The sequence below is a fragment of the Corynebacterium sp. KPL2895 genome, from assembly GCF_040225815.1.
GTDB lineage: Bacteria > Actinomycetota > Actinomycetes > Mycobacteriales > Mycobacteriaceae > Corynebacterium > Corynebacterium rhinophilum.
The window spans coordinates 25,953-49,583 of the sequence record NZ_JBEHFY010000010.1; the positions used below are offsets into that span (position 1 = coordinate 25,953).

Sequence of the window (23,631 nt, forward strand, 5' to 3'; positions counted from 1 at the left end):
GCTCAAGTACTGAGCGCCTTCTACGCATGCCGTTTTGTGGGTTTTACTCCCACTCGATGGTTCCCGGTGGCTTGGAGGTGCAATCCAAGACCACGCGGTTGACGTCCTTGACCTCGTTGGTGATACGGGTGGAGATCTTCTCTAGCACGTCATACGGCAAGCGGGTCCAGTCCGCGGTCATGGCGTCCTCGGAAGATACTGGGCGCAGCACGATGGGGTGGCCGTAGGTGCGGCCATCGCCTTGGACGCCGACGGAGCGGACATCGGCAAGCAGCACGACCGGGCACTGCCAAATCTGCTCATCCAAGCCGGCATTGGTCAGCTCGGTGCGGGCAATAAGATCCGCCTGGCGCAGAGTCTCGAGGCGCTCCTCGGTAACCTCGCCGATGATGCGGATGCCTAGGCCCGGGCCCGGGAAGGGTTGACGGCCGACGATCTCTTCCGGCAGGCCCAACTCGCGACCCACCGCGCGCACCTCGTCCTTAAAGAGCAAGCGCAGCGGCTCGACGAGCTCGAACTCGACGTCATCCGGGAGGCCGCCAACGTTGTGATGCGACTTAATATTGGCGGTGCCATCGCCGCCGCCGGATTCAACGACATCCGGGTACAAGGTGCCCTGGACGAGGTAATCGACGGTGGAGCCGACGGGGGCATCGTCAAGCACACCGGCCACGGCGCGCTCAAAGGAGCGAATGAACTCCGCGCCGATAGCCTTGCGCTTTTCCTCGGGGTCGCTCACGCCAGCGAGCTTCTGCAGGAAGGCCGAACGCTCGTCGGCGGTAACCAGCTTGGCGCCGGTCGAGGCCACGAAATCCGTTTCAACCTGCTCGCGCTCACCCGCGCGCAGCAGGCCATGATCGACGAATACACAGGTCAGGCGATCGCCAATGGCGCGCTGCACCAAAGCTGCAGCGACCGCAGAGTCCACGCCACCAGACAGGCCGCAAATAGCGCGGCCTTCCTCGCCTACTTGGGTGCGGATATCCGCGATGAGCTGCTCGGCGATATTATCGGCGGTCCAGTTTTGCTCCAGACCGGCGATCTCCGTGAGGAAGCGGGTGAGCACTTCTTGGCCGTGGGGCGAGTGCAACACCTCTGGGTGGTACTGCACGCCGGCCATCTGCTTGGCCGGGCACTCCATCGCGGCGACGGGGGCGCCGGCGGAGGTAGCGGTTACGTCGAAACCCTCGGGGGCGGCGGAGACGGCATCGCCGTGGGACATCCACACCTTGTGCGTGGGCTCGAGGCCCTCGTGCAGGATGCCACCCTTGACGTCGATATCGGTGCGGCCGTATTCACGCTCACCGGTAGACGATACGGTACCGCCGAGGATGTGGTTCATGGCCTGGAATCCGTAGCAAATGCCGAAGACCGGAACGCCAAGCTCCAGCAGCTCAGGCTTGAGCGCTGGGGCACCATCGGCATAGACGGACGACGGGCCGCCGGACAAAATAAGCGCGGCGGGGTCTTTAGCTTTGATTTCCTCGATAGAGGCGGAGTTGGAAACAACCTCGGAGTAGATTTTGGCCTCGCGCACGCGGCGGGCAATGAGCTGCGCGTACTGAGCGCCAAAGTCCACGACGAGGACTGGGCGCGGGGTAGTATTTGGCTTAGTCACGCCCCATAGTCTAGCCCATAGGCCCCGCGGCCTAGGAAGCGCTTGCCCATGTAGCGCATTGCGGCGGCTTTCGCACCGTGGTGGCGCGGGGCGCGCAAGCGAATCGGGGTGCGCAAGGGACCCTGGACACAAGTAACACAGGGTGCGCCAGGAAGCCGTGAGCGCGGCGGCGCCGGGCGCAGCGATTCGGCGCGCGGCGGGATTCGGGGCGAGCGGCGCGGGCTTGCACGGTGCGAGGCGCGCCGCACGCTACTTAGTAGCGAACCGCGAGCTCGACCTTCTGGAAGGACTTCAGGTCGGTGTACCCGCACTTTGCGAGGGCACGCCGCAGCGCACCCACAAGGTTGGTGCGGCCGAATGGTTCGCTGGATGGGCCGTGCAGCACGGTTTCCAGGCTCGGCGCAGCCACGGGCGCGGTATTACCTGCGGTGAGGAAATCCACATCGAGGTCGGTATCGACCCCGGCGAACTGCGCGTATCCGCGCGGGAACCGCGGGTGGCCTGCGGTAGCCGGCCAGTACCATCCCCTACCGCCTGCCTCACGGGCCTGGGCAAGAAGGGGGCCGAGCGCAACACTATCGGCGCCGCAGGCGAAGGCCTTGGCGATGGTCCCGGAATTATCGAATTCCGCATCCGCAATGATGTGCACGTAGCGGCCCTCGGTCTCGTCAAGGTAGTCGCGGCGGGCGGCGGCGGCATCGGCAATGGCGGTGGCCATGGCGGTATCGATGCCGACGGTTTCCGCATTAGTCGTCACGCCCGCGCCCACGATGACGCCGGCCGCACCGGTGCGCATCAGGTGCAGCGCCGTGGTGTAGTCGGCCACGCCACCGGCAATGACGGGTACTTCGAGCGAGCCGATGAATTCCTTCAGGTTCAGCGGCTCGCCGCCGGTGGCGACGTGCTCTGCTGACAGCAAAGTGCCCTGGATGAACAGTAGCTCGGCTCCGGCGGCAATGGCCTTCGGCGCCATCTCGCGGGCGTTTTGGGGCGAAACGCGCACGGCGACGGTCACACCGGACTCGCGCACTTGGGCAATGCGGGAGGCAAGGAGGGCATCGTCAAGCGGGGCGGCGTGCAACTCCTGAATGGTGGAGTTATCGCCCGGCTGGGAATAGATGCGCGCCAACGCACCCTCGAGGTCCTCGTGGCGGCCCCACAGGCCTTCGGCGTTGATGACGCCGAGCCCGCCCTGCCTGCCCATCTCGATGATGAACTCGGGCGTGGCGAGCGCATCGGTGGGGTGCGAAACGAAGGGGGTATCGAAAGTATAGGCATCGATATTCCAGGTGGTATCCACGTCCTTGGACGAGCGCGTGCGGCGCTGGGGGACGATGGAGACCTGGTCTAAATCAAAGGTGCGGCGGGCCTCGCGGCCGATGCCGATTTCGGCGTATTCACGCATGTTTGTCCTAGCGGTAGTTCGGGGCTTCGGCGATTTGCTGCAGGTGGTGCGGGTGGGATTCCTTCAGGCCCGCGGCGGTGATCTGGACAAATCGCTTGGTCTTGAGCTCATCTAAGGTGGCCGAGCCGGTATAGCCCATGGCCGCGCGCAGGCCGCCGATGATTTGGTGCACGATGGCATCGATCTCACCGCGGAAGGGCACGCGACCCTCCACGCCTTCTGGCACCAGCTTGTCCTCGCTGCGTACGTCGGCCTGGAAGTAGCGGTCCTTGGAGTAGGAACGCTTTTCGCCGGAAAGCCCGCGACCCTGCATGGCGCCCATGGAACCCATGCCGCGGTAGCGCTTGTACTGCTTGCCCTGGTACACCACGATGTCACCGGGCGCCTCAGTGGTGCCGGCGAACATGGAGCCCAGCATGACGGTATCGGCACCGGCGGCCAGCGCCTTGGCGATGTCACCGGAGTACTGCATGCCGCCATCGCCGATGACCGGCACGCCCGCGGGGGCGGCGACGGCTGCGGCCTCCATCAGCGCGGTGATCTGCGGCGCGCCGACGCCGGCGACGACGCGGGTGGTGCAGATGGAGCCCGGGCCGATGCCGACCTTGATGGCGTCCGCGCCGGCGTCGATCATCGCCTGGGCGGCCTCGCGGGTGGCGAGGTTGCCGCCAATGACATCGACCTTGTCGCCAAAGTCCTTCTTCACGCGGGAGACCATTTCGAGCACGCGGTTATTGTGTGCGTGGGCGGAGTCGACGACGAGGGCGTCAACGCCGGCATCGACAAGCGCGGCGGCGCGCTGATAGGACTCCTCGCCGGTACCAATGCCCGCGGCAACCAACAGACGGCCGGAAGCATCCTTGGAGGCGTTGGGGTACTGCTCGGATTTGACAAAGTCCTTGACGGTGATAAGGCCAATGAGCTTGTTATTTGCATCAACAATCGGCAGCTTTTCTACCTTATTGGCCGACAGCAGCTCTAGGGCCTCGTCCTTGGACACGCCCTCGCGCGCGACGACGAGCGGCATCGCGGTCATGACATCGCTGACTTTGCGGTCAAAGTCCGGCTCAAAACGCATATCGCGGTTGGTGCAAATGCCCAGCAAGGTGCCGTCCTCATCCACGACCGGCAGGCCGGAAATGCGGAAGCGGGCGCACAGGGCGTCGACCTCGCCAATAGTCATCTCGGGGCGGGCGGTGACCGGGTCCGTGACCATGCCGGACTCGGAGCGTTTGACGATTTCTACCTGCTCGGCCTGCGCTTCCGCAGAAAGGTTGCGGTGCAGCACGCCGATGCCGCCCTGGCGCGCCATGGCGATGGCCATGCGGGCCTCGGTCACGGTATCCATCGCTGCGGATGCCAGCGGGACGCCCAGGCGAATATTGCGGGTAAATTGCGCGCCGGTATCGACCTCGGAGGGCACGATATTGGACTCGGCGGGCAAAAGAAGCACGTCATCAAAGGTCAAGCCGCGCAGGGCTACCTTGTTCGGGTCATCTCCACCAGTGTGAATAGGGTAATCGCTCATCGAGGTATCTCCTTAAACAGGTTCAGCGGCTACCCCAACTGTAGTGCGTGCCCGGCCAAGGACACCATTCAGGCTAGGGGTTAATTGCCTTAAGCGGGCAAGTTCAATAGGCTCGCAGGCGTGAACTTCTTCGCCAATATGCCCCGCGATCCTTTTGCAGACGATCCGAATGACCCTGCGTCCTTCCTGGAGGAGGACGAGCAGGTCATGCCGCTTTCCGATGAAGACCGCCTCGCCCTCATCCACGATCTCGCTCGGGTAGAGAAATTCGCAAGTGTGCTCGGCCCACGCGGGATCGATGGCATCTTCTTCTTGTGTGAAGACTGCCAGGAAAACCACTTCTACGAGTGGGACATTATGGCCGCCAATATGCGCGCCACGCTGGCGGGCGAGCTCGCCCCAGTGCACGAACCGGGGGCAGAGCCCGACCCGCGCCGCTACGTGCCGTGGGACTACGCGCTGGGCTACGTCGACGGCCTAGAAAACCGCTAGGGCGTGTAAGTCACCGCCCTCGTTATTACTCGGCGCCCGCCCCCAACTGAATGGTTGTGGTGGGTGCTTCTTCGGGCTCGCGCGTCTCCGGCTGCGGATTCGCCGGCGCCTGCTCCGTTACCACCACGGTTGAGGTCTCGTACTGCGTTTCCGTTACGGTTTTTGGTGCTGGCTCGGGGTTATCCTGCGGCTTTTGGCCCGGCGCGGTCTCAGTAGCAGTTTCCGTCACGGTTTTCGTCTTCGGACGGGCAGGACGCTTCTTTTCGGCTTCCTCTTTGGCAGCGATGGCATTTTCTTCTTTGCCCTCAGCCTCTTCAAGCTTGGAGCGGGCTTCCTTCATAAGCTCGCGCGCGCCTTCGAAATCTCCCTCTGCCGCGCGGGATTCCATCTCATCTAAGGTGCCGGCCAGCTCCACGTTGCGGGTCTCATCCGGCCCATCAAACACGCCAGAATTAACCATGACCCCGCCCGCACCGGCGAGGATGACGGTGGCGGCGGCCGCGCCGATAAGTCCGTGCATCACGGGGCGATTGCGCCGACGAGACCGCGCCTTATCGAGACTAATGACTTCTGGTTCTTCCTCTGCCCCGTCCACGCGCGGGGCTGGCGGCATCTGCTTATCGATGTCCCCCTTCAGCCCTAGCAACAACCCAGCGAGCTCATCGCTGCCGTTGGAGGGGTCTTTGCCCTGCGACAGCTCGGTGAGGAATGCATCATCATCTACCAAGGGCTGGAGCTGCTCCGTCAGGTCATCGTTATTCTTTTTGGAGTGTTTGGAGGCCATGATGGTTTCTGTCCCTCCTTCCTTTCTGAAGGTTTACGCGTGTCTCTAGAGCGGGGTTGTGGCTTTAGCCCTCAGTGGCTAGTTGTTGCCCAAGGGCCTTTCGCAATTGTGCGAGAGCTCGGTGTTGTGCGACGCGAACCGCACCCGGGGTAGACCCCACGATATCGGCGGTTTCTTCTGCCGAAAGACCAACGAACACGCGCAAAATAACGATGTTTTTTGCCTTGTCACTTAAGGTATCGAGCAACGCGCGCATTCTGTTACTACCGTCATTTTCCAGCGCCCATTCCTCGGGAGTCGCCTCGTTCGCGGTGCTTTCTGGAAGCTCTTCGGTGGGTGTAGAGCGGTCGCGACCCATGGCGCGGTGGGCATCGGTGACCTTATTAAAAGCGATGCCGTAGACATAGGCCATAAACGGCCGGCCTTTATCTTCATAGGAATCGATAGAGGTAGCGACGGCGAGGCAGATTTCTTGGGTCACGTCTTCCGCAGTGGGCTGGCGCCCGCCACCGATGCGCGCGCGGCAATAACGCAGCACCTGCGGATGAATAATTTGCAGGATAGATTGCAGTGCGCGGCGGCTACCACCAGCGGCCAGCGGAACGAGATCCGCTAGCTCTTTATCCTTATCGCTCACGACTGTACCCTCTGCAGACTATTAAATCGATATTCAACCATATTTCCTCTGGGGCAGGGAGCGCAAAGGGACAACTGCGTTGCACACCTCCGCCTCGGCACTGCCCTTGCTTGGCGATGCCCCAGCAAGGAAAAACACCACCAAGAAACCCGCGCCCAGCGGTTGTACCTGCTTTGAAGGCGGGTTTATGGCCCCTGCACAATAGAAAGAGGAAAATTCATAATTCGTTAACCTTAGTCATTATTGCAGGTAAATGGGCGCTAACGAGTCCCATAAATAGATACAATACCTAGAAGTTAAATACTAGTAACCCTTTGTTTACCAAGACGCGACACACTACAAATCGTTGCGGTTCGCGGATGACTCTCCACCGGCCGCCAGCGTAAGAATTCTCGTCCTGTTATAAGGAGATTAAGAAACGTGTCTCAGTCCAAGTCTCTTCTCGGACCTACTGCAGATGTATGGGATTGGCAGTTGCAAGGTGCGTGCCGCGGTGAAAACTCGGACGTTTTTTACCATCCAGACGGAGAGCGTGGCCGAGCCCGCGCCCAGCGCGAAAACCGCGCCAAGGCCATCTGCAATTCCTGCCCGGTTATCGAGCTGTGCCGCGAGCACGCCCTGCGTTCAGCCGAACCGTATGGCGTCTGGGGCGGCATGAGCGAGTCTGAGCGCGTGGTGGCGCTGCGCAAGCGTCGCCGCACAACGGTCAACGTTTAACCCAAAATTAAAGTTAGCGCGCAAAGTCCACACACCGCGTTCGCGGCGGGCGGGAGTCCGGGGTTCCGAATTAGCCCTGCGTAGCAAGCGCCTGCTGCAAATAACGCCCCGTGAGGGACGCCTTCGAGCCCGCTAAGCCCTGGGGTGTGCCGCTAAAGACGAGGCAGCCTCCGGCTGAGGAGGAACCCTAAGCTTGGCACCTTTTGTGAACTAGCCTCTCCCCTGCTGCCGCTGGCGGCTAAAAAGGTCTACCGTGGCATCGCACGGGTTATGTTCCCGCGTGCTTTACGTATAAGCCAGAAGCCCGCCGCAAGCCTCCCCAATAAGACGGGGAAGGTGCGGCGGGCTCTGAGCTAAATACAGCGCAGGAATTAGTGGTGGTGATGGCCGTGGCCGTGACCGGCCTCAGCGTTGTCTTCTTCCTGCGGCTTTTCCACAACGGATGCCTCGGTGGTAAGAACCATGCGGGCAACGGAGGTGGCATTGACCACTGCGGAGTGGGTGACCTTCACGGGATCGATGATCCCGTTATCGATGAGGTTGCCGTACTCCAGGGAGTTGGCGTTAAAGCCTTCACCGTTGGCCATCTCAGATACGCGGGAGACAATGACGGAGCCATCGAGGCCTGCGTTTTCTGCGATCCAGAATGCCGGGCGGGTCAGGGCGCGGGCGACGGCGAGAACGCCGACCTTAGCCTCGCCCTCGAAGTCCTGGGCAAAGGACTCGAGTTCCTTGGAGATCTGCACCAGCACGGAGCCGCCGCCGGCGATGACGCCTTCTTCCACGGCCGCGCGGGCGGCGTTGATGGCGTCCTCGACGCGCAGCTTGCGCTCGTTGACCTCGGTCTCGGTTGCGGCACCGACGCGGATAACGGCGACGCCGCCGGAGAGCTTGGCCAAGCGCTCCTCGAGCTTTTCCTTATCCCAGGTGGAATCGGTGCGGGCGATTTCGCCGCGGATCTGTTCACGGCGATCGTCGAGGGCTGCGGCGCTGCCGCCGCCATCGACAAGCACGGTGTCTTCCTTGGTGATGGTCACGCGGCGTGCGGAACCCAGCACCTCGAGGCCGACCTCGTTCAGGTTGACGCCCACCTCAGGGTCCACCACGGTGGCGCCGGTAACCACGGCCAGGTCATCCATGAAGCCCTTACGGCGCTCGCCAAAGTACGGTGCCTTTACGGCAGCAACCTTCAGGACCTTGCGGATGGAGTTGACCACGAGCGCCTGCAGCGGCTCGCCCTCGACGTCTTCCGCGATGATGAGGGTCGGGCGGTTGGTTTCTGCAATCTTTTCCAGCAGCGGCAAGAAGTCCGGCAGGGAAGAAATCTTGTTGCGGACGAGCAAAATGGCGGCATCGTCAAGCACGGCGTGGTTGGTCTCTTCCTCCGTAGCGAAGTACGGGGAAAGGTAGCCCTTGTCAAAGGAAATACCTTCGGTGACATCCACGGTGGAGTCCATGGTCTGGGACTCCTCGACGGTGACGACGCCGTCCTTGCCCACCTTTTCCATGGCGCCGGCCACCATCTCGCCGACCTCCGGATCGCGGGAGGACACGGTAGCTACCTGCGCGATTTCGGAGGCGGAGTTAACCGGGGTGGCGCGTGCCTTAAGCTCCTCGACGGCCTTTTCCGCCGCTGCGGAGATGCCGCGGTTGAGCTCAATCGGGTTAGCGCCGGCTGCAACGTTGCGCAGGCCCTCAAAGATGAGCGCCTGGGCCAGCAAGGTCGCGGTGGTGGTGCCGTCGCCGGCGATGTCGTTGGTCTTGACCGCTACGGACTTAACCAGCTGGGCGCCGAGGTTCTCGAAGGGCTCCTCGACATCGATATCGCGGGCGATGGTCACGCCGTCATTGGTAACGGTCGGGCCACCGAAGGCCTTGGACAAGACGACGTTGCGGCCGCGCGGGCCGAGGGTGACCTTAACGGCATCAGCCAGCGTATCGACGCCGCGCTGAATTCCCTCGCGGGCTTCTTGGTCGAATGCAATAAGCTTTGCCATAAGTAGTTCCTACTTCTCGATGATGGCGAGGATGTCGCGCTGGCTCAGCAGCAAGTACTCTTCGCCGTCGTACTTCAGCTCGGTGCCGCCGTAGCGGGAGAAGACAACGGTGTCGCCTTCCTTAACGTCCATGGGGATGCGGTCATCGTCATCTTCCCAGCGGCCCGGGCCGACGGCGATAACGGTTGCTTCCTGCGGCTTTTCCTTTGCGGAGTCCGGGATAACCAGGCCGGATGCGGTGGTGGATTCTGCTTCTACGATCTGTACGAGGACGCGGTCCTCAAGCGGCTTAATAGTTGCCATGATGTTTCCTCCGTATTGTTCGTTTGCGCACCTTAATGGCGCGCGCGTGCCGGTTGTGGATGTCCAGCACAGCCGTCGTCGCGGGTGAACAACTGTGGGTCAAACAACCTGATTAGCACTCTACCCTCGTGACTGCTAACCCTCAACAACGACGCGACCCCCGTTGCTGGGCCGCGCTACGGCGCCAAGTGCGTCAGGGACACCACGCGTACCCCGCTCGGATGCCGAAAGCTCAGGTTTCCTCCCGTCACGATCATCAAGACGGGCGGGACCTCCCATTCAAAGCGTTCTGCGAAGGCCTGCAAATTGCTTACCGCCTTCTCAATGATCTCTTGGCTTTGCCCCAATTTAATTTCTACGAAAACGGTCCTGCCCGCCAGCTCAAATACCGCATCCACTTCCAACCCAGAGGCATCACGGGCGTGAAAAATACGCTTCCCGCTTAGCACTGCCAGGTCATGGACAACTTGGGATTCAAAAAGCTGCCCGACAAAGGCAAGGTTGCGCAGCAACTTGTCTGGGGACGCGTCCACGGCAGCAGCCGCCAACGCCGGATCCGCCAGATGCCTCTTCGGTGCCGTTCGCAGGCTAGCCCGGGAGCGAAGATGGGAGGACCATGCCAATTGTTCTTCCACGATGAAGATGCGCTGCAACGCAGCAAGGTACTCGCTGACCGTAGCCCTTTGCGCGCCAATATCGGTAGCAATAGAAGAAATGGACTGTTCTGTGGCTACCCCACGGGCAAGCGAACGAATAAGTGTCGTTACTTTTACCGGGTCCCTTCGCACACCATCGGCGGCATTGATATCCACGTGGGCCACAGTATCGATATAACTGCGCAGATTCTCCTGCGCCGCCTCAACGGAAAAATTCCGGTTTGCGGGCCAGCCTCCGTGCGCCATGCGCTCGATAATCCCTGCAACATCTACAACCGTCTCCCCATTCGACTGGGGGGATTCCTGAGCTACCAATTCGGCTAATGATACTGCGCCATTAGAATGCCCCGACTCATAAAAACTGAAGGTCTTCATCCGCAGCCTGGCTATGCGCCCCGCACCCGAGTGCCTGGATTGTTCCTCCATTGGCGCAGTCGACCCAGTAAGAATGAACTGCCCAGGCGCTTGCCGACGGTCAATCTCATGCCGCACCAAGTTCCACAACTGCGGTTTTTCTTGCCACTCATCAAAAACTCGCGGCGTATCCCCCTCCAACGCCAAATCCGGAACGGTGCTGAGCTGCATGTCGAGATTTAAATCCGTATCCACTTGGACGAGACTGCCCGCAATTTGCCGTGCGGTCGCGGATTTCCCACAGCCCTTTGGGCCTTCTATCAACACTCCACCGGATCGCTGCAGGACTCCATGAAGCCGCGAATCCTCTACTCGCGGGAGATAAACATAGCCTTCTTGACCAGTCATTTTAAACCCATCCATCAGTTTGAGCGCGTTTTACCCATCAGAATATCAGAGTTTTGCCCATCAGTTTGAGCGCGTTTTACCCATCAGAATATCGGCGATTCATCCATCAGTTTGTGCGGATCTGGGCGGTTGAGCGCAGAAATCCCGCGAGAATGAGCTTGACGGCGCACAGCGCGAGAAACATGGCGCCAAAAATTAGGCCGAACGGCGCCCACCACACCCCGGCGAGGCCCTCCCACAGCGCGCCCATCCCGGAATGAGAATCGGGATGCAGCAGCTGGTTGAGCAGCATCACTACCGTTGCGCTCAAGGCAATGACTATCGCCGCAGCGGTAACGGTCAGGCAAAAGGCCTCTCCCACCTGCACCCGTGCCCACGCCGCCGGTGAGGCGCCGGCCAACCGCAGGCCGCGTACATCGCTAGCGATGCGCGAGCGCATAATGAGTGAGGTCAACACCGCACCAACGATGCTCGGGGCAACGACTGGGCCGAGAAATGCCGCGAAGACTCGCCCCGATGACAAGGTATCGAGGCTTTCCGTACCTTTGAGCATCATCACCCCAGAGCCCACTGCAACGATCAGGCCACCGAGCAATACCCACGGCACGATATGAGGCACTGAGAAGCGGCGGCGCACCCGCACATTGGCCCCGGCGATGCCGCACAGGCGCGTCCATTGGTCCAGGGCGGGCATAAGCCACGGCGTCATGAGTGCCACCAGGATGACCAGCCCCATGGAAGCGGCGAGGCTATCGCCAGGATCTTCTATCTGCAGGCAGCCGTACACGGCACCGCCTACCAAGCCTGCGGCCACGAGGCAGCGCAGCACCACCCACACCGGGCGCGATTCCACCCGCGGGCGAAAGACCCGGCGCAGCGGTATGAGGGCACCGCAAACCGCCGATGCCACACACACGGACACGGCGATGCGGATGACCAGCGGGGTAATGGCCAATTCCGGCATGGGAATCCCGTCGCTGCGAAAGGCCGCGGCCATGGGCTCGACAAACAGGCGCGCCGGGAAGGTCCCGATGAGCGCCGCGATAGCGCTTACGGCACTGACCTGCCCCACGATGAAGCTATTGATCATCCACCCGGGCATGCCAATCATGCGCCACGAGCGGTAGACGGGTTCGCGTTCCTCAATGATCAGCCGCATCTGCGACAACGTAATCAACACGACGGCGCAGACCGCCATGCCCAGCACGGTACCACCGAGAGGCCCCGTGGGATCATCGTCCGCGTCCGAGGTGGCTACCAGCATCGATACCGCCAGTGCACACGCGGCCGATGAGACCACCATGGTCAGCGCAACGGCAAGCCAGGATAGCCAATTGCTTTGTAAATCCTTAAGCCACACCAGCATGGTTGGCCTCCTGGAGCTCGATAATGCGGTCGGCGGCCTCCGCGGCAAGGTAGGAGTGGGTCACCATGACCACTGCGGCCCCGCCCCGTGCGGCGGTGCGGAGATGGGTAAGGACGAGCTCGGCGGTGGCATCGTCAAGCGCGCCCGTGGGCTCATCAGCAAAGATATACGGTGCACCGGCCAGCAAGGCGCGGGCCACGGCAACGCGCTGCTGCTGGCCGCCGGAAAGCTGCGCGGGCAGGCGGCGCTCAAGCCCGTCAAGCCCCAGAGACGCAAAGGTCTTCTGCACCTCGTCGCTGGTGCAGCGCCGGCCGGAAAAGTGCGCGGTCAACGTGGCATTTTTGCGGGCGTTGAGCGATTCCAGCAGGTTATAGTCCTGGAATACGAAGGCGCGCTCCGTGCGGCCCGGCGCGTTGACCGTGCCGGAGCTGGGCTTATCCAGCCCGGAGAGCAGGTTCAACAGGGTGGTCTTGCCGCTACCGGATGGCCCCATAATCGCGACAAATTCCCCCGGCTCGATGCTTAAGTTCACCTCGGCGAGAGCGGGATGGGTGCCGTAGCGCTTGCTCAGATTCTGTGCTTTTAACATGCTTCCCATTCCACCGGCCGCATCCCGCACGCGCGATGGGGATAGCTGCCCAGAAAATGGTGGGGCTAGCTCTACTGCCACCACCCCGGCGCGGCGGCTAGGCTGAACGAATATGCGAACTGTCAAGGCCAATGCGTGGAGCCTCGTCCTCGGTGTGCTCGCGCTTCCGGGACTGGTGGTCTCCGTACTCATGCTGCCGTGGATTCCGCTGGTAGCCCGCGCCGCGGAGTTTATCGGCCGCTGTGGTGCGAAATGGATGGGCGTTGATATTCCCGCGCGACGGGCCAACCGTTGGTTTGATTGGCAGCAGCTTTATCACCTCCTACTGCAACTTCTTATTTGCGTGGCCTGCTTTGCCAACTGGGTCTTTGTCGGTTTTGTCGCGGGCGTACTGGTTATCGCGCCGTTTATTCCGCAGGCCGAGTTCAACGTCGGCGAGTGGACCACCGATAATCGCCCATTGATTTTTGTCGTGTGCTGGCTCGCGGCCACCGTGCTCTTCGTCCTACTGGTGGTGCTCAACCGCCTGCTGGTCAAGGCCTCTATTTCCCTCACCCGCCTCGCGCTGAGCCCTTCTGCGCAGGAGTTGGCGGCCTCACGCGCCACGCTTATTGATGCCTTTTCGGGCGAGCGCCGCCGCATCGAGCGCGAGCTCCACGACGGTCCCCAGCAGTACCTGACCGCGCTCAAGCTCAACCTGGCTGCGGCCAAGCTGCAGGCCCCGCCCGAGGCTCAGCAGGCGCTTGCCGATGCCGAACACAACGCCACCCATGCCCTATCCGCCCTGCGCGCTACCGTGCGCGGCATTGCACCACAGGTGCTTTTCGATGACGGCCTCATCCCCGCCCTCGATGAGCTCTTAGCCCACAGCGGGCTCGACGCGGAATTGCACGTTGAAGGCGCAGAACGCTCCATTGGGGAAACGACGGCGCTACTGGCCTACCACGCGGTAGCAGAAGCACTAACCAACGCGTCCACCCACGGCGCGGCCACCGCCGCCACCGTGTCCATATCTTTTGGCGACGATCTCCGCGTGAGCGTCCGCGATAATGGCGTCGGCGGCCTCTCCGCAGGAGGAGGCCCTAGCGCGTCCGGCCCCGCGCATTCCCGTGCCGGCGTTGGTACCAGCGCCGACACAGGTGACGAAGCGACTAGCGCAAAGACCACCGGGGCGACTGCGGGCACTGGGTTGGCAGGGCTGCACGAGCGGGCAGCGGCACTAGGCGGCAGCGTCGACTTCTTTCCCGCTCACACAGAGGGACAAGGAGCAACCTTAACCATGTCACTACCGCTAAAGGAGGCCCGATGAAACTCTTATTGGCAGAAGATTCTGCCCTTTTGCGCGCCGGGCTAGAACAGCTTTTGACGGCACTGGGCCATAGCGTGACCGCTGTCAACGATGCGGAGGAATTGCGCGCCTGCGCGGGCAGTGACCACTTCGATCTGATCATTAGCGATGTCCGCATGCCGCCTACCATGAGCGATGATGGGCTGCGCGCCGTGCACGATGTTCGGGCAGCAGACCCGTCGCAACCGGTGGTGGTGCTCAGCCAATACGTGGCGGCAAGCTACTTGGACCGGCTCTTAGAGCACGGCGGATTCGGCTACCTGCTCAAAGAGCGCGTATCTGATGTGGACGAATTCGTGCACACCCTCGAGGAAGTGGCGGGCGGCGGTACCGTCGTCGACCCAGAAGTGGTCACCGCCCTGCTATCCGCGCGGCGCACGGGGCTGAGCCAATTAACCGCCCGCGAACGCGAGGTTTTGGGGCTCATGGCACAAGGTTTGAGCAATCAAGAAATTGAAAACGCGCTGGTATTAACCGCGGGCGCGGTAAGCAAGCACGTCTCCAATGTTTTTCTAAAACTCGGATTTCGTCCCGAAGACGCCAATCGCCGGGTCAAAGCGGTGCTGATGTGGCTGCGCCACACCGAGCGTTAAAAAGGGTGCTTATGCGCTCTTCGTGGAGTTGATGACCGCAGCGCGCCAGAGCGTGTACTCGTCCGAGAAATCCTCGCGGTAGTTTTTCACCGCGCGGATGCCGTGCTCAACGGATGCGATGACCTCGTCGATGTAGTCTTCCTCGCCCTCTGCATCCACGAAGATAACTGGGCCGCTGATAGCGCGGATGGGATCCTGCAAAAAGGCGGAGTTTCCCGTGTCGGCAGCATTGCGGGCCAGGGAAGCAACCGGGTTGGGCTCGGCGCCTTCCTGTTTAGCTTCTGGGTTATACAGCGCGGCGTAGGTCGTGCCGTCATCTTGAAAGACGACGGAGACGCGATCCTCGGTGGTGCCGCCCAAGAACTGGTTGGCGTGTTCTAACTCAAACTCGATTTTTCTGCGAGTGAGATCGGGGTTGACGAGGAAACCAACGGTCATGAGAGAAAGATCCTTTAAAGCGGAGAAGGCGTGAACGCGTTAAACGTTACCGCCGCTTCCCCCACCCCGCAGTGCGAGGAAGAAGAACTTTAGGTTAACTGTGGCTCTTCCACATCCATTTGCGTATCGGTGCCAATACCCAGGCTCGACGGCGCAGCCCCCTCATGAATGAGCTGGGCGCCAAGGGCTGCAATCATCACGCCGTTATCGGTGCACAGGTTAAACCGCGGCACGCGCAGCTCCACACCGGCGGCATTGCAACGCTCGGCGGCTAGCTCCCGCAGCCGGGAATTGGCCACGACGCCGCCACCGAGCAACAGCACCTTCGCCCCGGTATCCTCGCAGGCGCGAATGGCCTTGGCGGTGAGTACGTCGGCCACCGCCTCTTGGAACGAGGCGCATACATCCTCCACGGAGATGGTCTCGCCGGCCTTTTCGGCGCGCTCCACATAGCGCGCAACGGAGGTTTTGAGCCCCGAGAAAGAGAAATCATGCCGGTGCTCGCCGCGCAGATCTTCGGCACGCGACATGCCACGGGGAAAATCGATGGTGGGTTTTCCGCGGGCGGCCAACTTATCAATGACCGGCCCGCCCGGATACCCCAGCCCTAGGAGGCGGGAGACTTTGTCGTAGGCTTCACCGGCGGCATCGTCAAGCGTGGAGCCCAATTCGCGCATGGGCTTTCCTACGGCCTCGACCTCGAGCAACTGCGTGTGCCCACCGGAGACCAGCAGGGCGATCGAGTGCGGCAGGCTCTCGCCCTCGAGGTTGGCCACGGCGACGTGCCCGCCAAGGTGGTTGACGCCATAAAAAGGCACGCCCCACGCGGCGGCATAAGCCTTGGCTGCAGAAGCACCCACGAGCAGGGCTCCGGCCAGGCCCGGGCCCACGGTGGCGGCAATGGCATCGGGCTTATCGATGCCCGCCTCCTCCAGCGCCGCCCGCATCACCTGCGGCATGGCCTCCAGGTGCGCACGGGAAGCGATTTCTGGCACGACGCCGCCAAAGCGCGCGTGCTGCTGCATTGACGAAGCAACGGCATTGGCGATGATCTCCATGTGGCCGTCTTGGTCCAGCTCGACAATGCCCACCCCGGTCTCATCGCAGGAGGACTCGATGCCCATGACCTTCATTACTGCTCCTTTGCTTCGCGCTGTCTTGCTTGTGGCGACTGGCCGGGGCGCACCATGACGTGCGCATCCGCGCCAGAAGACTGATAATAATTGCGGCGAATCCCCTCGATGTTAAAGCCATAGCGCCGGTATAGCTCGATGGCGGGATCGTTTCCCACACGCACCTCTAAGAAGATGGGCGCGCTTTTTAAGTCCGCGATATAGCAAATATTGTCCATCATCATGCGCGCGATGCCGCGGCGCTGGGCCTTTGGATCGACGCCGATGGTGTGGATTTCAAACTCGGGGTCCGCGGCTGGGCCCATCATGCCGATGCCTGCATAGCCCAATAAGACCGGCTCCTGGCCGTCCTCCGGCGCTGCGGGATCGAGGGCGCCTTCCACCCCGAGGTAGAAGTTGAAGGGCTGAGCCATTTCTTGCTTAAATACCGCTTCCGTCCACGGGGTTTCACCGGGAAAAAGCACCTTTTCCAGCTCGGCGCAGCGCGGGGCATCGGCAGGGGTGAGCTCGCGCAGGTTCACAGGCGCACCTCTGGAATGGCCGCGGAAAGCTGCTGCTTTTTGGGAGGAACCGCATCGGGTCGGCGCAGGTACAACGGTACGAATGGCTCCGGATCCGCGTCGAGCCGCGCGACGGCCACCAGGCCCTCTGCGGTGGGCGCGGCTTCGCTGCGTGGCAGCGCAGCGAGTTCCTCCGGCAACCCCTCAGCAAGCTTCTCCGGGATGACCACCTGCGCGATGTCCTGCAGGTCAAGCTCCCCCGGCTTCGAAACGTCCGGACCCACAATGCGTTGTCCCGCGCGGTAGGTGGCCCAATAAATTTCCTTGCGGCGGGCATCGGTAGCAACCAGCGCTGCGTCTGCCGCGTCCCTTTCATCGGCTGCATCGGCCCCCGCTAGCGCGGCGTGCGCGATGGCATCATGGGTGCAGACGCCGTGGAGGGGGATGGAGAGGGCATCGGCAAGCGCCTGCGCCGTGGCCATGCCAACGCGCAAGCCGGTAAAGGGGCCAGGGCCCATGCCCGCAACGATGGCGTCGAGGGTGCCGAGCTCCAGCCCAGCCTCGCTCATCACCTCGAGGATGGTGGGCATGAGCCGTTCATTGTGCGCGCGCGTATCGGCCAGCACGCGCTGTGTTATCTGCCCAGACTCGGTGTCGACTACCCCGGTGACCAGGGCGGTCGTCGCCGTATCAATGGCCAGGACGTGCATTAGCCGACCAGCTTCCACACGCCGTCTTCGCTCTGGAAGGCCAGCGGCTGGGAGCCCTGAACCAGCGGAACCCCGCCGTCGAGCCCGTGACCCTGCTGCTCCATGGCCTTAACCTGGGCGTTGATCATCTCGCAGACCTCAACCTCGGAGGAATCCAATTCCTCTACATAGGGATCAACGTTGTGGCCCAGGGCCATGACGTAGCTCTTGCCCTCAGGGACGACGCCGTCCTCGAAGGTGATGTCATCAGGGTTCGGGGCTGCTTCCTTAACCTTGTCTTCCGCCATGCCGGAGCAGATGAAGCCGATGGCGCTGTAGTCGGCGCCGTAGACATCAGAAGGAATGAGCGACATTACCTCGAGGTTCCGCGGGGCGTGCTGCAAGGTATTGGTGAGGTTTCCCTCCAGGGAATCCTCATCACGCAGGGTAGCCCCGGCAACGAGCACCATCATCACAATGATAAATAGCGCGATAATGGTCGTGGTCAGGTTGCGAGCAAATTTAGTCATGGGGTGAGTAACGCTCCTCGGGTCAAGGGGGTCCTATATGTACATATGGTGAAGTGATTGTCAGTTCTATTACCGAGGCTACTCGGCGGCTAACAAGCACTCACCCACTGGGTAGTGCCTGCCAGTGTAGGCGGCATACCCAGTGGGTGAATAATTAGCGCGGGGCATACGGGGCTAAAGCAATAACAATAACAGCACCTGAGCGGCGATAATCTTGCCAATGATGGTGGTGGGATACACCGTTGCCCAGCCGCGCCCAGCGAGCTCCGTGCCGGTTTGGCCCCGGATATAGGCAAATACTGCCGGGTTCGTGGTCATGCCGGCCGCACAGCCCATGGCCTCGTCCCACTTCAAGCGCAGCACTAGCATGCCGATGACGCCGATGAGGATGGCCGATACCAAGGTAATGATAAGGCCAACGCCGATGATGGTCAGCGAGGACGGATCTGTCAGGGCCTCGCGGAACGATGCGCCTGCCGATGTCCCCACGCCCGCAAGGAAGAGCGTCAGCCCCAGGTTCGAGAGGGTTTCCCTGGTATGGAAGGGCATCTGCCAATTGATGGGGCCGGTGCGGTTCAGGTAACCGAGGATGAGGCCGACCACGACGGGACCGCCACCAAAGCCCAGCTGCAGGGTCGATCCGCCCGGCATAGGGACGGGGATAAGGCCCAACAGCATTCCCAAGGTCAAACCGATGGACATGGACAATAGGTAAGCGTTGCCGAGCGCCGATTCGGAATCGCCCAAGTACTTGCGCACCTCGCGCACGTGGTGCGAGCTACACACCACGCGCACGCGGTCGGAGTAATTCAGCACCATATCCGGGTGCGGGACCTCATCGCTATCGCCCTTGCGCACACGGGCGATAATGAAGCCGTGCTCGAGCGCATCGATATCGCGGATGCGCTTTCCCGCCACCTTCGGGTTCGACACGGTCACGCGCTTATATTGCAAGCCCGCCTCTGGGGTGAGCTCGACGGGGTATTCCTCACCGAGCACCTCGATGGCACCGGCGACGTCTTTTTCGGAGCCATTAATAAGGAATGCCTCGCCCTTGCGCAGGGGCATATCCGGCTGTGCCAGACGGTGATTTTCCATATCGGAGATCTCGCGGGTGGCCACCACACTATGTCCGGTTACTTGGTACAGGTGCCCGGCCGTATCCGGGAAGTCTTTGGTCAGCCGCACGCCTTTGGCTACCAGTGGAGCGGGAATCATCCCCTCTTCCTTGGCGTCCGCCTCGTGGTCTACCTTGAGAACCTTCGCGCCGATGGCGGCGACCAGAATCGCACCGATGACCGCGCCTGGATAAGCCAGCGAATAGCCGACGACTGGGGTGGAATTGCCCAGCATATCCACCACAGCCGCCATACCTGGCGTGGACGACAGCGAACCGGCAAACATACCGGCGGCCACATCGGTTTCGAGGCCGAATACGCGGATGAGCCCGAAACCCACGCCGACCAACAGGACCAACATGCCGATCATAAAGACGGTCAGCTTCCAGCCGCGGGTAGCAAATTCGCGAACGAACGACGGTCCGAAGTTCAGGCCAATGGCATAAACAAAAATGGCCAAGCCGAATTGATACACCAGCGGTGGAATCTGGATATCCGGATTGGCGGTAGAAAGCCCGAGCGCCACGAACATCGCGGCCGCGGCGCCAAGAGAGATGCCAAAGAATTTGATTTTGCCGATGGCCAAACCAATGGCCATGATGGCAAAAAGGGCGAGCAGAGGACTAGAGGCTAGGAGATCTAACACCCTTCAAGGATCCCGCACCTTAAATACCTAAAGCAACTTGACGCCCTAAGATGTCCATCACTTATACCTTGAAATTAATGAGGCCTAGCTAATCATTGTGTCGCCACGACCAGCTAATGCGGCGCACGTCCTCATCTGCGCCGGCAAACTCCGCCGGTTCGCGGTCGATGCTGACAAAGAGGTACCTATCTGCGATCTGCTCGATGAGGCCGCCGCCCCATTCGGCGACGACGACGGCATCGGCAAGCTCGGTGTCCAAGTCCAAGGCATCCAGCTCCCCCAGGGGATCGCCGGAATTGGCCCCGCCCTCATCCAAGAGGCGGTAGGCGTCCACGTGCACTAGGTCCGGTCCCCCAACCCGGGAGCGGTGCACGCGGGCGATGACGAATGTGGGCGAGGTAATCCGGCCCTTGACCTGCATGCCCTGCGCAATCCCCTGGGTGAAGGTGGTCTTCCCCGCACCCAATGGGCCGTCCAGGATAACGACATCGCCAGCTTCTAGCGCGGCGCCCAGTTCCTTGCCGCAGGCGTGGGTCTGTTCCACCGTTGCCAGATCGCGGGTTCCAGTCTCCGGAAAATTACTGCGCATCGGCCTCTCCTATATATTCGCGTTCGGTGCGGCCGGTGGGCCGGCACACCACTTCATAGTTGATGGTGCCCACGGCATTAGCAAGCTCAGTGGCAGACATGCCACCCTGTCCAAAGATGGTCACCTCATCACCGGGGGCAATACCGTGCGGGTTATCTCCTAAATCCACCACTATTTGGTCCATGCACACCCGGCCTACCTGGGGATAAAGCCGCCCGTCGATGCCCACCTGAAGGTGGCCCTGGTACGCCCGCGGCAGGCCATCGGCATAGCCACAATCCACCGTGGCCAGGAACCCTGGCTTATCCGCGCTCCAGGTCCGCCCGTAGCTGGTGGCCTCATCCTTATCGATTGGCTTGACCCCGAAGACATTCCCGGACCAGGTCATTGCCGGGCGCAGGCCATGGTCCCGCCCAGCGATGGGCTCGAGCCCGTAACAGGCGACGCCAACCCGCACCTGCTCAAAGTGCGCCGATGGGCGCGAGAGCGTGGCCGGCGAATTGGCCAAATGATTAACCGGGCACTCCAGACCCGCCGCGCGCGCCGCATCCAGGGCGCGCCGAAACTCTTCTTCCTGGGTGTCATTATGCGCGTTATCCGGATCGTCCGCGCAGGCAAAGTGGGACATGAGGCCCAGGACGGTGACATGCGGGGCATCCCGCAGCAGCGCGAAGACCTCATCCCAGTCCGCCTTATCCACCCCGGAGCGGTGCATCCCGGTTTCGACCTTGATATAGACCTCTGCGGGGATTTCCGCTTCCACCAGCTTCCGCGCCTGCGCCGGGGAATTGACCGCAATCTGGATGCCAGAGGCCAGGGCCTCTTCAAGCACCTGTCCCGACTGCCAAATCCACGCCGCAATCGGTGAATCCACTCCCATCCGCCGCAGCTGCACGGCTTCTGTCAGCGTGGCGACGCCAATGGAATCCGCCCCCGCTTCCAGCATCACGGGCACGACCCTTTCTACCCCGTGCCCATAAGCATCCGCCTTCACCACGCACATCAGCTTGACGTCTGGGCCGATCTTCTCCTTAATCAGCCGCACATTATGCGCAATGGCAGCAAGGTCAATTGTGGTTTTCAGCATGTCACTATTGTGCCACTTTCCACCCGCGCGCTGAATTTACTACAGATATGCGCAAGAACCCTCCCCCGTCCAGTGCAAGCAAGGGCGAGAAAGGGGTTTGAGGCGCCGGAAAGGTTATTCCACGGTCACGGATTTGGCCAGGTTGCGCGGCTGGTCAACGTCATATCCCTTGGACTTTGCCACATGTGCGGCAAAGATCTGCAGGGGCACCGTAGCAAGGAGCGGCTGCATCAACGTCGGCGCCTTTGGCACGCGGATCACGTGGTTAGCGTAATCCTCTACCGCGGTATCGCCTTCTTCTGCGATAACGATGGTGATGGCACCGCGGGCGCGGATTTCCTGAATATTGGATACCACCTTGGAGTGCAGCGAATCGCGCCCGCGCGGGGAGGGCACGATGACAAAGACCGGCTGGCCCTCCTCAATCAGCGCAATCGGGCCGTGCTTGAGCTCGCCTGCGGCGAAGCCTTCTGCGTGCAGGTAAGCGATCTCCTTGAGCTTCAGCGCGCCTTCAAGGGCGACCGGAAAGCCTACGTGGCGGCCCAGGAAGAGCACGGATTCCGCATCCTTCATGGAGTTAGCCAGGCCGGCTACCTGCTGCTCTTCATCGATGACGCTTTGCACCTTGTCCGGCATATTGCGCAGCTCGGCCAGAACCCCCTGAATTTCATCGGAGAACATATTCCCGCGCAGCTGTGCGAGGTACAGGCCCAGCAGGTAGGTCGCGGTAATCTGCGCCAAGAAAGCCTTGGTGGAGGCCACAGCGATTTCGGGACCCGCGTGAGTGTAGAGCGCCGCATCGGATTCACGCGGAATGGACGAGCCCTGCGTATTGCAGATGGCGATGACCTTCGCGCCCTGCTGGCGGGCGTGGCGCACAGCCATCAGGGTGTCCATGGTCTCGCCGGACTGGGACAAGGCCACGACCAAGGTCTTCTCATTAACGATCGGATCGCGGTAGCGGAACTCGTGGGCGAGCTCAACCTCGGTGGGAATGCGGCACCAGTGCTCGATGGCGTACCGCGCCACATGGCCAGCATAGGCCGCCGTGCCGCAGGCGATCACGATGATTTTATCGATGGACTTCAAGACCGACTCATCGATGCGCAAGTCATCCAAGGTCAGCTGGCCCTGCTCATCAAAGCGGCCGAGCAAGGTATCGCGCACGGCGGCAGGCTGATCGTGGATTTCCTTTTCCATGAAGGAATCAAAGCCGCCCTTTTCAGCGGCGGCCGCGTCCCACTTGATCTCAAAGGACTTGCCTTCGGTGGGGTTGCCGTCATAGTCAGTAATGACCACATCATCAGCAGTGATGGTGACTACCTGGTCATTGTCCATTTCCACTGCGGACTTGGTGTAGTCAATAAAGCCCGATACGTCAGAGCCCAAGAAGTTCTCGCCCTCGCCCAAGCCGATAACCAAGGGCGAATCGCGGCGGGCGGCAACGATGCGATCCGGCTGATCAGCGTGAATGGCCAGGAGGGTAAACGCGCCGTCGAGGCGCTGGGCGGTCAGCTGCATTGCCTTGGTAAGGTCACCTGCGGCGTCATTATGGAAAACATCGCCAAGCAACGCAGCGGCAACTTCAGTATCGGTTTCAGAAACGAAGTTGTAGCCCTTGTTCAAGAGCTCGGTCCGCAGCTCCGCGAAGTTTTCGATGATGCCGTTGTGCACCACAGCCAGCTTGCCGCCGTCAACGACGTGCGGGTGCGCATTGAGATCGGTCGGACCACCGTGCGTGGCCCAACGGGTGTGCCCGATTCCCAAAACGGAATCCTTCAGCGGACGCGCTGCAATCTCATCGTCCAAGGCAGCAACCTTGCCCGCCTTCTTCCGCCAGCTAATCTCCCCATCGGCGTACATCGCCACACCAGCGGAGTCATAGCCGCGGTATTCCAGTCTGTGCAGACCTTCCACGACTACATCCAGAGCGAAGTATTCGCGGTCACCGCTAGCTTGACCAACATATCCAACAATTCCACACATAAAAAGGAATCCTACCTCATTGGTCAACACGAACCGGGGGTTGGACTAGGGGCCTGTTATTTATGGCCACATACTAATTCAGGCCTTTTATAGTTACTGAAAACTGGTCTGCCCACCGCT

At 61.5% G+C, this 23,631-nt stretch carries 23 protein-coding genes; 4 read left to right on the forward strand and 19 right to left on the reverse strand.

The window, feature by feature from the left end; translation table 11 throughout:
* Positions 1 to 43: 43 nt before the first annotated feature.
* From guaA to guaB, 3 genes are all read right to left on the reverse strand, one after another.
* Positions 44 to 1,618: a glutamine-hydrolyzing GMP synthase gene (gene guaA / locus ABRP95_RS05945; RefSeq protein ID WP_349839098.1), complete on the reverse strand. Its 1,575-nt coding sequence runs from the start codon at positions 1,616 to 1,618 to the stop codon at positions 44 to 46.
* Between the two features lie 253 nt (positions 1,619 to 1,871).
* The gene (locus ABRP95_RS05950) at positions 1,872 to 3,023 is read right to left on the reverse strand and encodes a GuaB3 family IMP dehydrogenase-related protein (RefSeq protein WP_349839099.1); all 1,152 of its coding nucleotides are present in this window, start codon (positions 3,021 to 3,023) and stop codon (positions 1,872 to 1,874) included.
* A 7-nt stretch (positions 3,024 to 3,030) separates the two neighbouring features.
* Positions 3,031 to 4,551 carry an IMP dehydrogenase gene (guaB, locus tag ABRP95_RS05955; protein WP_284770152.1) on the reverse strand — a complete coding sequence of 507 codons (1,521 nt, stop codon included), beginning with the start codon at positions 4,549 to 4,551 and terminating at the stop codon, positions 3,031 to 3,033.
* A 120-nt stretch (positions 4,552 to 4,671) separates the two neighbouring features.
* Between guaB and ABRP95_RS05960 the strand changes: the two genes are divergently transcribed.
* Positions 4,672 to 5,043, forward strand: a complete 372-nt coding sequence (locus tag ABRP95_RS05960) for a DUF5319 domain-containing protein (protein WP_284770153.1) — start codon at positions 4,672 to 4,674, stop codon at positions 5,041 to 5,043.
* A 25-nt stretch (positions 5,044 to 5,068) separates the two neighbouring features.
* Here the strand turns inward: ABRP95_RS05960 and ABRP95_RS05965 are convergent, their stop codons facing one another.
* Complete coding sequence (locus ABRP95_RS05965; protein WP_349839100.1) at positions 5,069 to 5,827, reverse strand: hypothetical protein; 759 nt, start codon at positions 5,825 to 5,827, stop codon at positions 5,069 to 5,071.
* A gap of 64 nt (positions 5,828 to 5,891) precedes the next feature.
* Positions 5,892 to 6,464 (reverse strand): sigma-70 family RNA polymerase sigma factor, encoded by a 573-nt coding sequence (locus ABRP95_RS05970; protein WP_284770155.1) that lies wholly within the window; start codon positions 6,462 to 6,464, stop codon positions 5,892 to 5,894.
* Positions 6,465 to 6,884: 420 nt separating this feature from the next.
* Here ABRP95_RS05970 and ABRP95_RS05975 point away from each other — a divergent pair, with 420 nt between their 5' ends.
* Positions 6,885 to 7,181, forward strand: a complete 297-nt coding sequence (locus ABRP95_RS05975; protein WP_284770156.1) for a WhiB family transcriptional regulator — start codon at positions 6,885 to 6,887, stop codon at positions 7,179 to 7,181.
* 371 nt (positions 7,182 to 7,552) lie between these two features.
* On the opposite strand, the gene groL is transcribed toward ABRP95_RS05975, so the two are convergent.
* The 5 genes from groL to ABRP95_RS06000 all read right to left on the reverse strand — a co-directional run bounded on the left by groL (position 7,553) and on the right by ABRP95_RS06000 (position 12,854).
* A complete protein-coding gene (groL, locus tag ABRP95_RS05980; RefSeq protein WP_023030149.1) occupies positions 7,553 to 9,178 on the reverse strand; it encodes a chaperonin GroEL in 1,626 nt (541 codons plus the stop codon).
* 9 nt (positions 9,179 to 9,187) lie between these two features.
* The gene (groES, locus tag ABRP95_RS05985; protein WP_005277188.1) at positions 9,188 to 9,481 is read right to left on the reverse strand and encodes a co-chaperone GroES; all 294 of its coding nucleotides are present in this window, start codon (positions 9,479 to 9,481) and stop codon (positions 9,188 to 9,190) included.
* A 176-nt stretch (positions 9,482 to 9,657) separates the two neighbouring features.
* Positions 9,658 to 10,899, reverse strand: a complete 1,242-nt coding sequence (locus tag ABRP95_RS05990) for an ATP-binding protein (RefSeq protein WP_284849851.1) — start codon at positions 10,897 to 10,899, stop codon at positions 9,658 to 9,660.
* 106 nt (positions 10,900 to 11,005) lie between these two features.
* Positions 11,006 to 12,265 carry an FtsX-like permease family protein gene (locus tag ABRP95_RS05995; protein ID WP_284770158.1) on the reverse strand — a complete coding sequence of 420 codons (1,260 nt, stop codon included), beginning with the start codon at positions 12,263 to 12,265 and terminating at the stop codon, positions 11,006 to 11,008.
* Positions 12,249 to 12,854 carry an ABC transporter ATP-binding protein gene (locus tag ABRP95_RS06000; RefSeq protein WP_284770159.1) on the reverse strand — a complete coding sequence of 202 codons (606 nt, stop codon included), beginning with the start codon at positions 12,852 to 12,854 and terminating at the stop codon, positions 12,249 to 12,251. Before ABRP95_RS06000 ends, ABRP95_RS05995 begins: the two co-directional genes overlap by 17 nt.
* A 112-nt stretch (positions 12,855 to 12,966) precedes the next feature.
* On the opposite strand from ABRP95_RS06000, the gene ABRP95_RS06005 reads away from it, so the two are divergent.
* Entirely contained in the window at positions 12,967 to 14,163 is a 1,197-nt protein-coding gene (locus ABRP95_RS06005) for a sensor histidine kinase (protein WP_284781908.1), read from the forward strand.
* Positions 14,160 to 14,795, forward strand: coding sequence for a response regulator transcription factor (locus tag ABRP95_RS06010; protein ID WP_284770161.1), 636 nt, complete (start codon positions 14,160 to 14,162; stop codon positions 14,793 to 14,795). The genes ABRP95_RS06005 and ABRP95_RS06010 overlap by 4 nt, the downstream gene beginning before the upstream one ends.
* Before the next feature lie 9 nt (positions 14,796 to 14,804).
* On the opposite strand, the gene ABRP95_RS06015 is transcribed toward ABRP95_RS06010, so the two are convergent.
* The 9 genes from ABRP95_RS06015 to glmS all read right to left on the reverse strand — a co-directional run bounded on the left by ABRP95_RS06015 (position 14,805) and on the right by glmS (position 23,511).
* Positions 14,805 to 15,233, reverse strand: a complete 429-nt coding sequence (locus tag ABRP95_RS06015; RefSeq protein WP_284770162.1) for a hypothetical protein — start codon at positions 15,231 to 15,233, stop codon at positions 14,805 to 14,807.
* Positions 15,234 to 15,322: 89 nt separating this feature from the next.
* Positions 15,323 to 16,366 carry a tRNA (adenosine(37)-N6)-threonylcarbamoyltransferase complex transferase subunit TsaD gene (gene tsaD, locus ABRP95_RS06020; RefSeq protein WP_284770163.1) on the reverse strand — a complete coding sequence of 348 codons (1,044 nt, stop codon included), beginning with the start codon at positions 16,364 to 16,366 and terminating at the stop codon, positions 15,323 to 15,325.
* The gene (rimI, locus tag ABRP95_RS06025; protein ID WP_349839101.1) at positions 16,366 to 16,887 is read right to left on the reverse strand and encodes a ribosomal protein S18-alanine N-acetyltransferase; all 522 of its coding nucleotides are present in this window, start codon (positions 16,885 to 16,887) and stop codon (positions 16,366 to 16,368) included. The genes tsaD and rimI overlap by 1 nt, the downstream gene beginning before the upstream one ends.
* Positions 16,884 to 17,576 carry a tRNA (adenosine(37)-N6)-threonylcarbamoyltransferase complex dimerization subunit type 1 TsaB gene (gene tsaB, locus ABRP95_RS06030; protein WP_284852065.1) on the reverse strand — a complete coding sequence of 231 codons (693 nt, stop codon included), beginning with the start codon at positions 17,574 to 17,576 and terminating at the stop codon, positions 16,884 to 16,886. The genes rimI and tsaB overlap by 4 nt, the downstream gene beginning before the upstream one ends.
* Positions 17,576 to 18,085, reverse strand: coding sequence for a hypothetical protein (locus tag ABRP95_RS06035; protein WP_284770166.1), 510 nt, complete (start codon positions 18,083 to 18,085; stop codon positions 17,576 to 17,578). The genes tsaB and ABRP95_RS06035 overlap by 1 nt, the downstream gene beginning before the upstream one ends.
* 174 nt (positions 18,086 to 18,259) lie before the next feature.
* On the reverse strand, positions 18,260 to 19,849 hold the full coding sequence (locus ABRP95_RS06040) for an aspartate:alanine exchanger family transporter (RefSeq protein WP_284805865.1): 1,590 nt from the start codon (positions 19,847 to 19,849) through the stop codon (positions 18,260 to 18,262).
* Positions 19,850 to 19,937: 88 nt separating this feature from the next.
* Positions 19,938 to 20,438 carry a tRNA (adenosine(37)-N6)-threonylcarbamoyltransferase complex ATPase subunit type 1 TsaE gene (gene tsaE, locus ABRP95_RS06045; RefSeq protein WP_284770168.1) on the reverse strand — a complete coding sequence of 167 codons (501 nt, stop codon included), beginning with the start codon at positions 20,436 to 20,438 and terminating at the stop codon, positions 19,938 to 19,940.
* The gene (gene alr, locus ABRP95_RS06050; protein WP_349839102.1) at positions 20,428 to 21,525 is read right to left on the reverse strand and encodes an alanine racemase; all 1,098 of its coding nucleotides are present in this window, start codon (positions 21,523 to 21,525) and stop codon (positions 20,428 to 20,430) included. The genes tsaE and alr overlap by 11 nt, the downstream gene beginning before the upstream one ends.
* Before the next feature lie 114 nt (positions 21,526 to 21,639).
* On the reverse strand, positions 21,640 to 23,511 hold the full coding sequence (gene glmS / locus ABRP95_RS06055; protein WP_349839103.1) for a glutamine--fructose-6-phosphate transaminase (isomerizing): 1,872 nt from the start codon (positions 23,509 to 23,511) through the stop codon (positions 21,640 to 21,642).
* Between the last annotated feature and the right edge of the window lie 120 nt (positions 23,512 to 23,631).

Bases quoted from the DNA above. Each gene is read 5' to 3' on its own strand.
- ABRP95_RS05950 (WP_349839099.1), bottom strand. From the start codon at position 3,023: ATGCGTGAATACGCCGAAATCGGCATCGGCCGCGAGGCCCGCCGCACC.
- guaB (WP_284770152.1), bottom strand. From the start codon at position 4,551: ATGAGCGATTACCCTATTCACACTGGTGGAGATGACCCGAACAAGGTA.
- ABRP95_RS05965 (WP_349839100.1), bottom strand. From the start codon at position 5,827: ATGGCCTCCAAACACTCCAAAAAGAATAACGATGACCTGACGGAGCAG.
- groL (WP_023030149.1), bottom strand. From the start codon at position 9,178: ATGGCAAAGCTTATTGCATTCGACCAAGAAGCCCGCGAGGGAATTCAG.
- groES (WP_005277188.1), bottom strand. From the start codon at position 9,481: ATGGCAACTATTAAGCCGCTTGAGGACCGCGTCCTCGTACAGATCGTA.
- ABRP95_RS05990 (WP_284849851.1), bottom strand. From the start codon at position 10,899: ATGACTGGTCAAGAAGGCTATGTTTATCTCCCGCGAGTAGAGGATTCG.
- ABRP95_RS05995 (WP_284770158.1), bottom strand. From the start codon at position 12,265: ATGCTGGTGTGGCTTAAGGATTTACAAAGCAATTGGCTATCCTGGCTT.
- ABRP95_RS06000 (WP_284770159.1), bottom strand. From the start codon at position 12,854: ATGTTAAAAGCACAGAATCTGAGCAAGCGCTACGGCACCCATCCCGCT.
- ABRP95_RS06005 (WP_284781908.1), top strand. From the start codon at position 12,967: ATGCGAACTGTCAAGGCCAATGCGTGGAGCCTCGTCCTCGGTGTGCTC.
- ABRP95_RS06010 (WP_284770161.1), top strand. From the start codon at position 14,160: ATGAAACTCTTATTGGCAGAAGATTCTGCCCTTTTGCGCGCCGGGCTA.
- ABRP95_RS06015 (WP_284770162.1), bottom strand. From the start codon at position 15,233: ATGACCGTTGGTTTCCTCGTCAACCCCGATCTCACTCGCAGAAAAATC.
- tsaD (WP_284770163.1), bottom strand. From the start codon at position 16,366: ATGAAGGTCATGGGCATCGAGTCCTCCTGCGATGAGACCGGGGTGGGC.
- tsaB (WP_284852065.1), bottom strand. From the start codon at position 17,576: ATGCACGTCCTGGCCATTGATACGGCGACGACCGCCCTGGTCACCGGG.
- ABRP95_RS06035 (WP_284770166.1), bottom strand. From the start codon at position 18,085: ATGACTAAATTTGCTCGCAACCTGACCACGACCATTATCGCGCTATTT.
- tsaE (WP_284770168.1), bottom strand. From the start codon at position 20,438: ATGCGCAGTAATTTTCCGGAGACTGGAACCCGCGATCTGGCAACGGTG.
- alr (WP_349839102.1), bottom strand. From the start codon at position 21,525: ATGCTGAAAACCACAATTGACCTTGCTGCCATTGCGCATAATGTGCGG.
- glmS (WP_349839103.1), bottom strand. From the start codon at position 23,511: ATGTGTGGAATTGTTGGATATGTTGGTCAAGCTAGCGGTGACCGCGAA.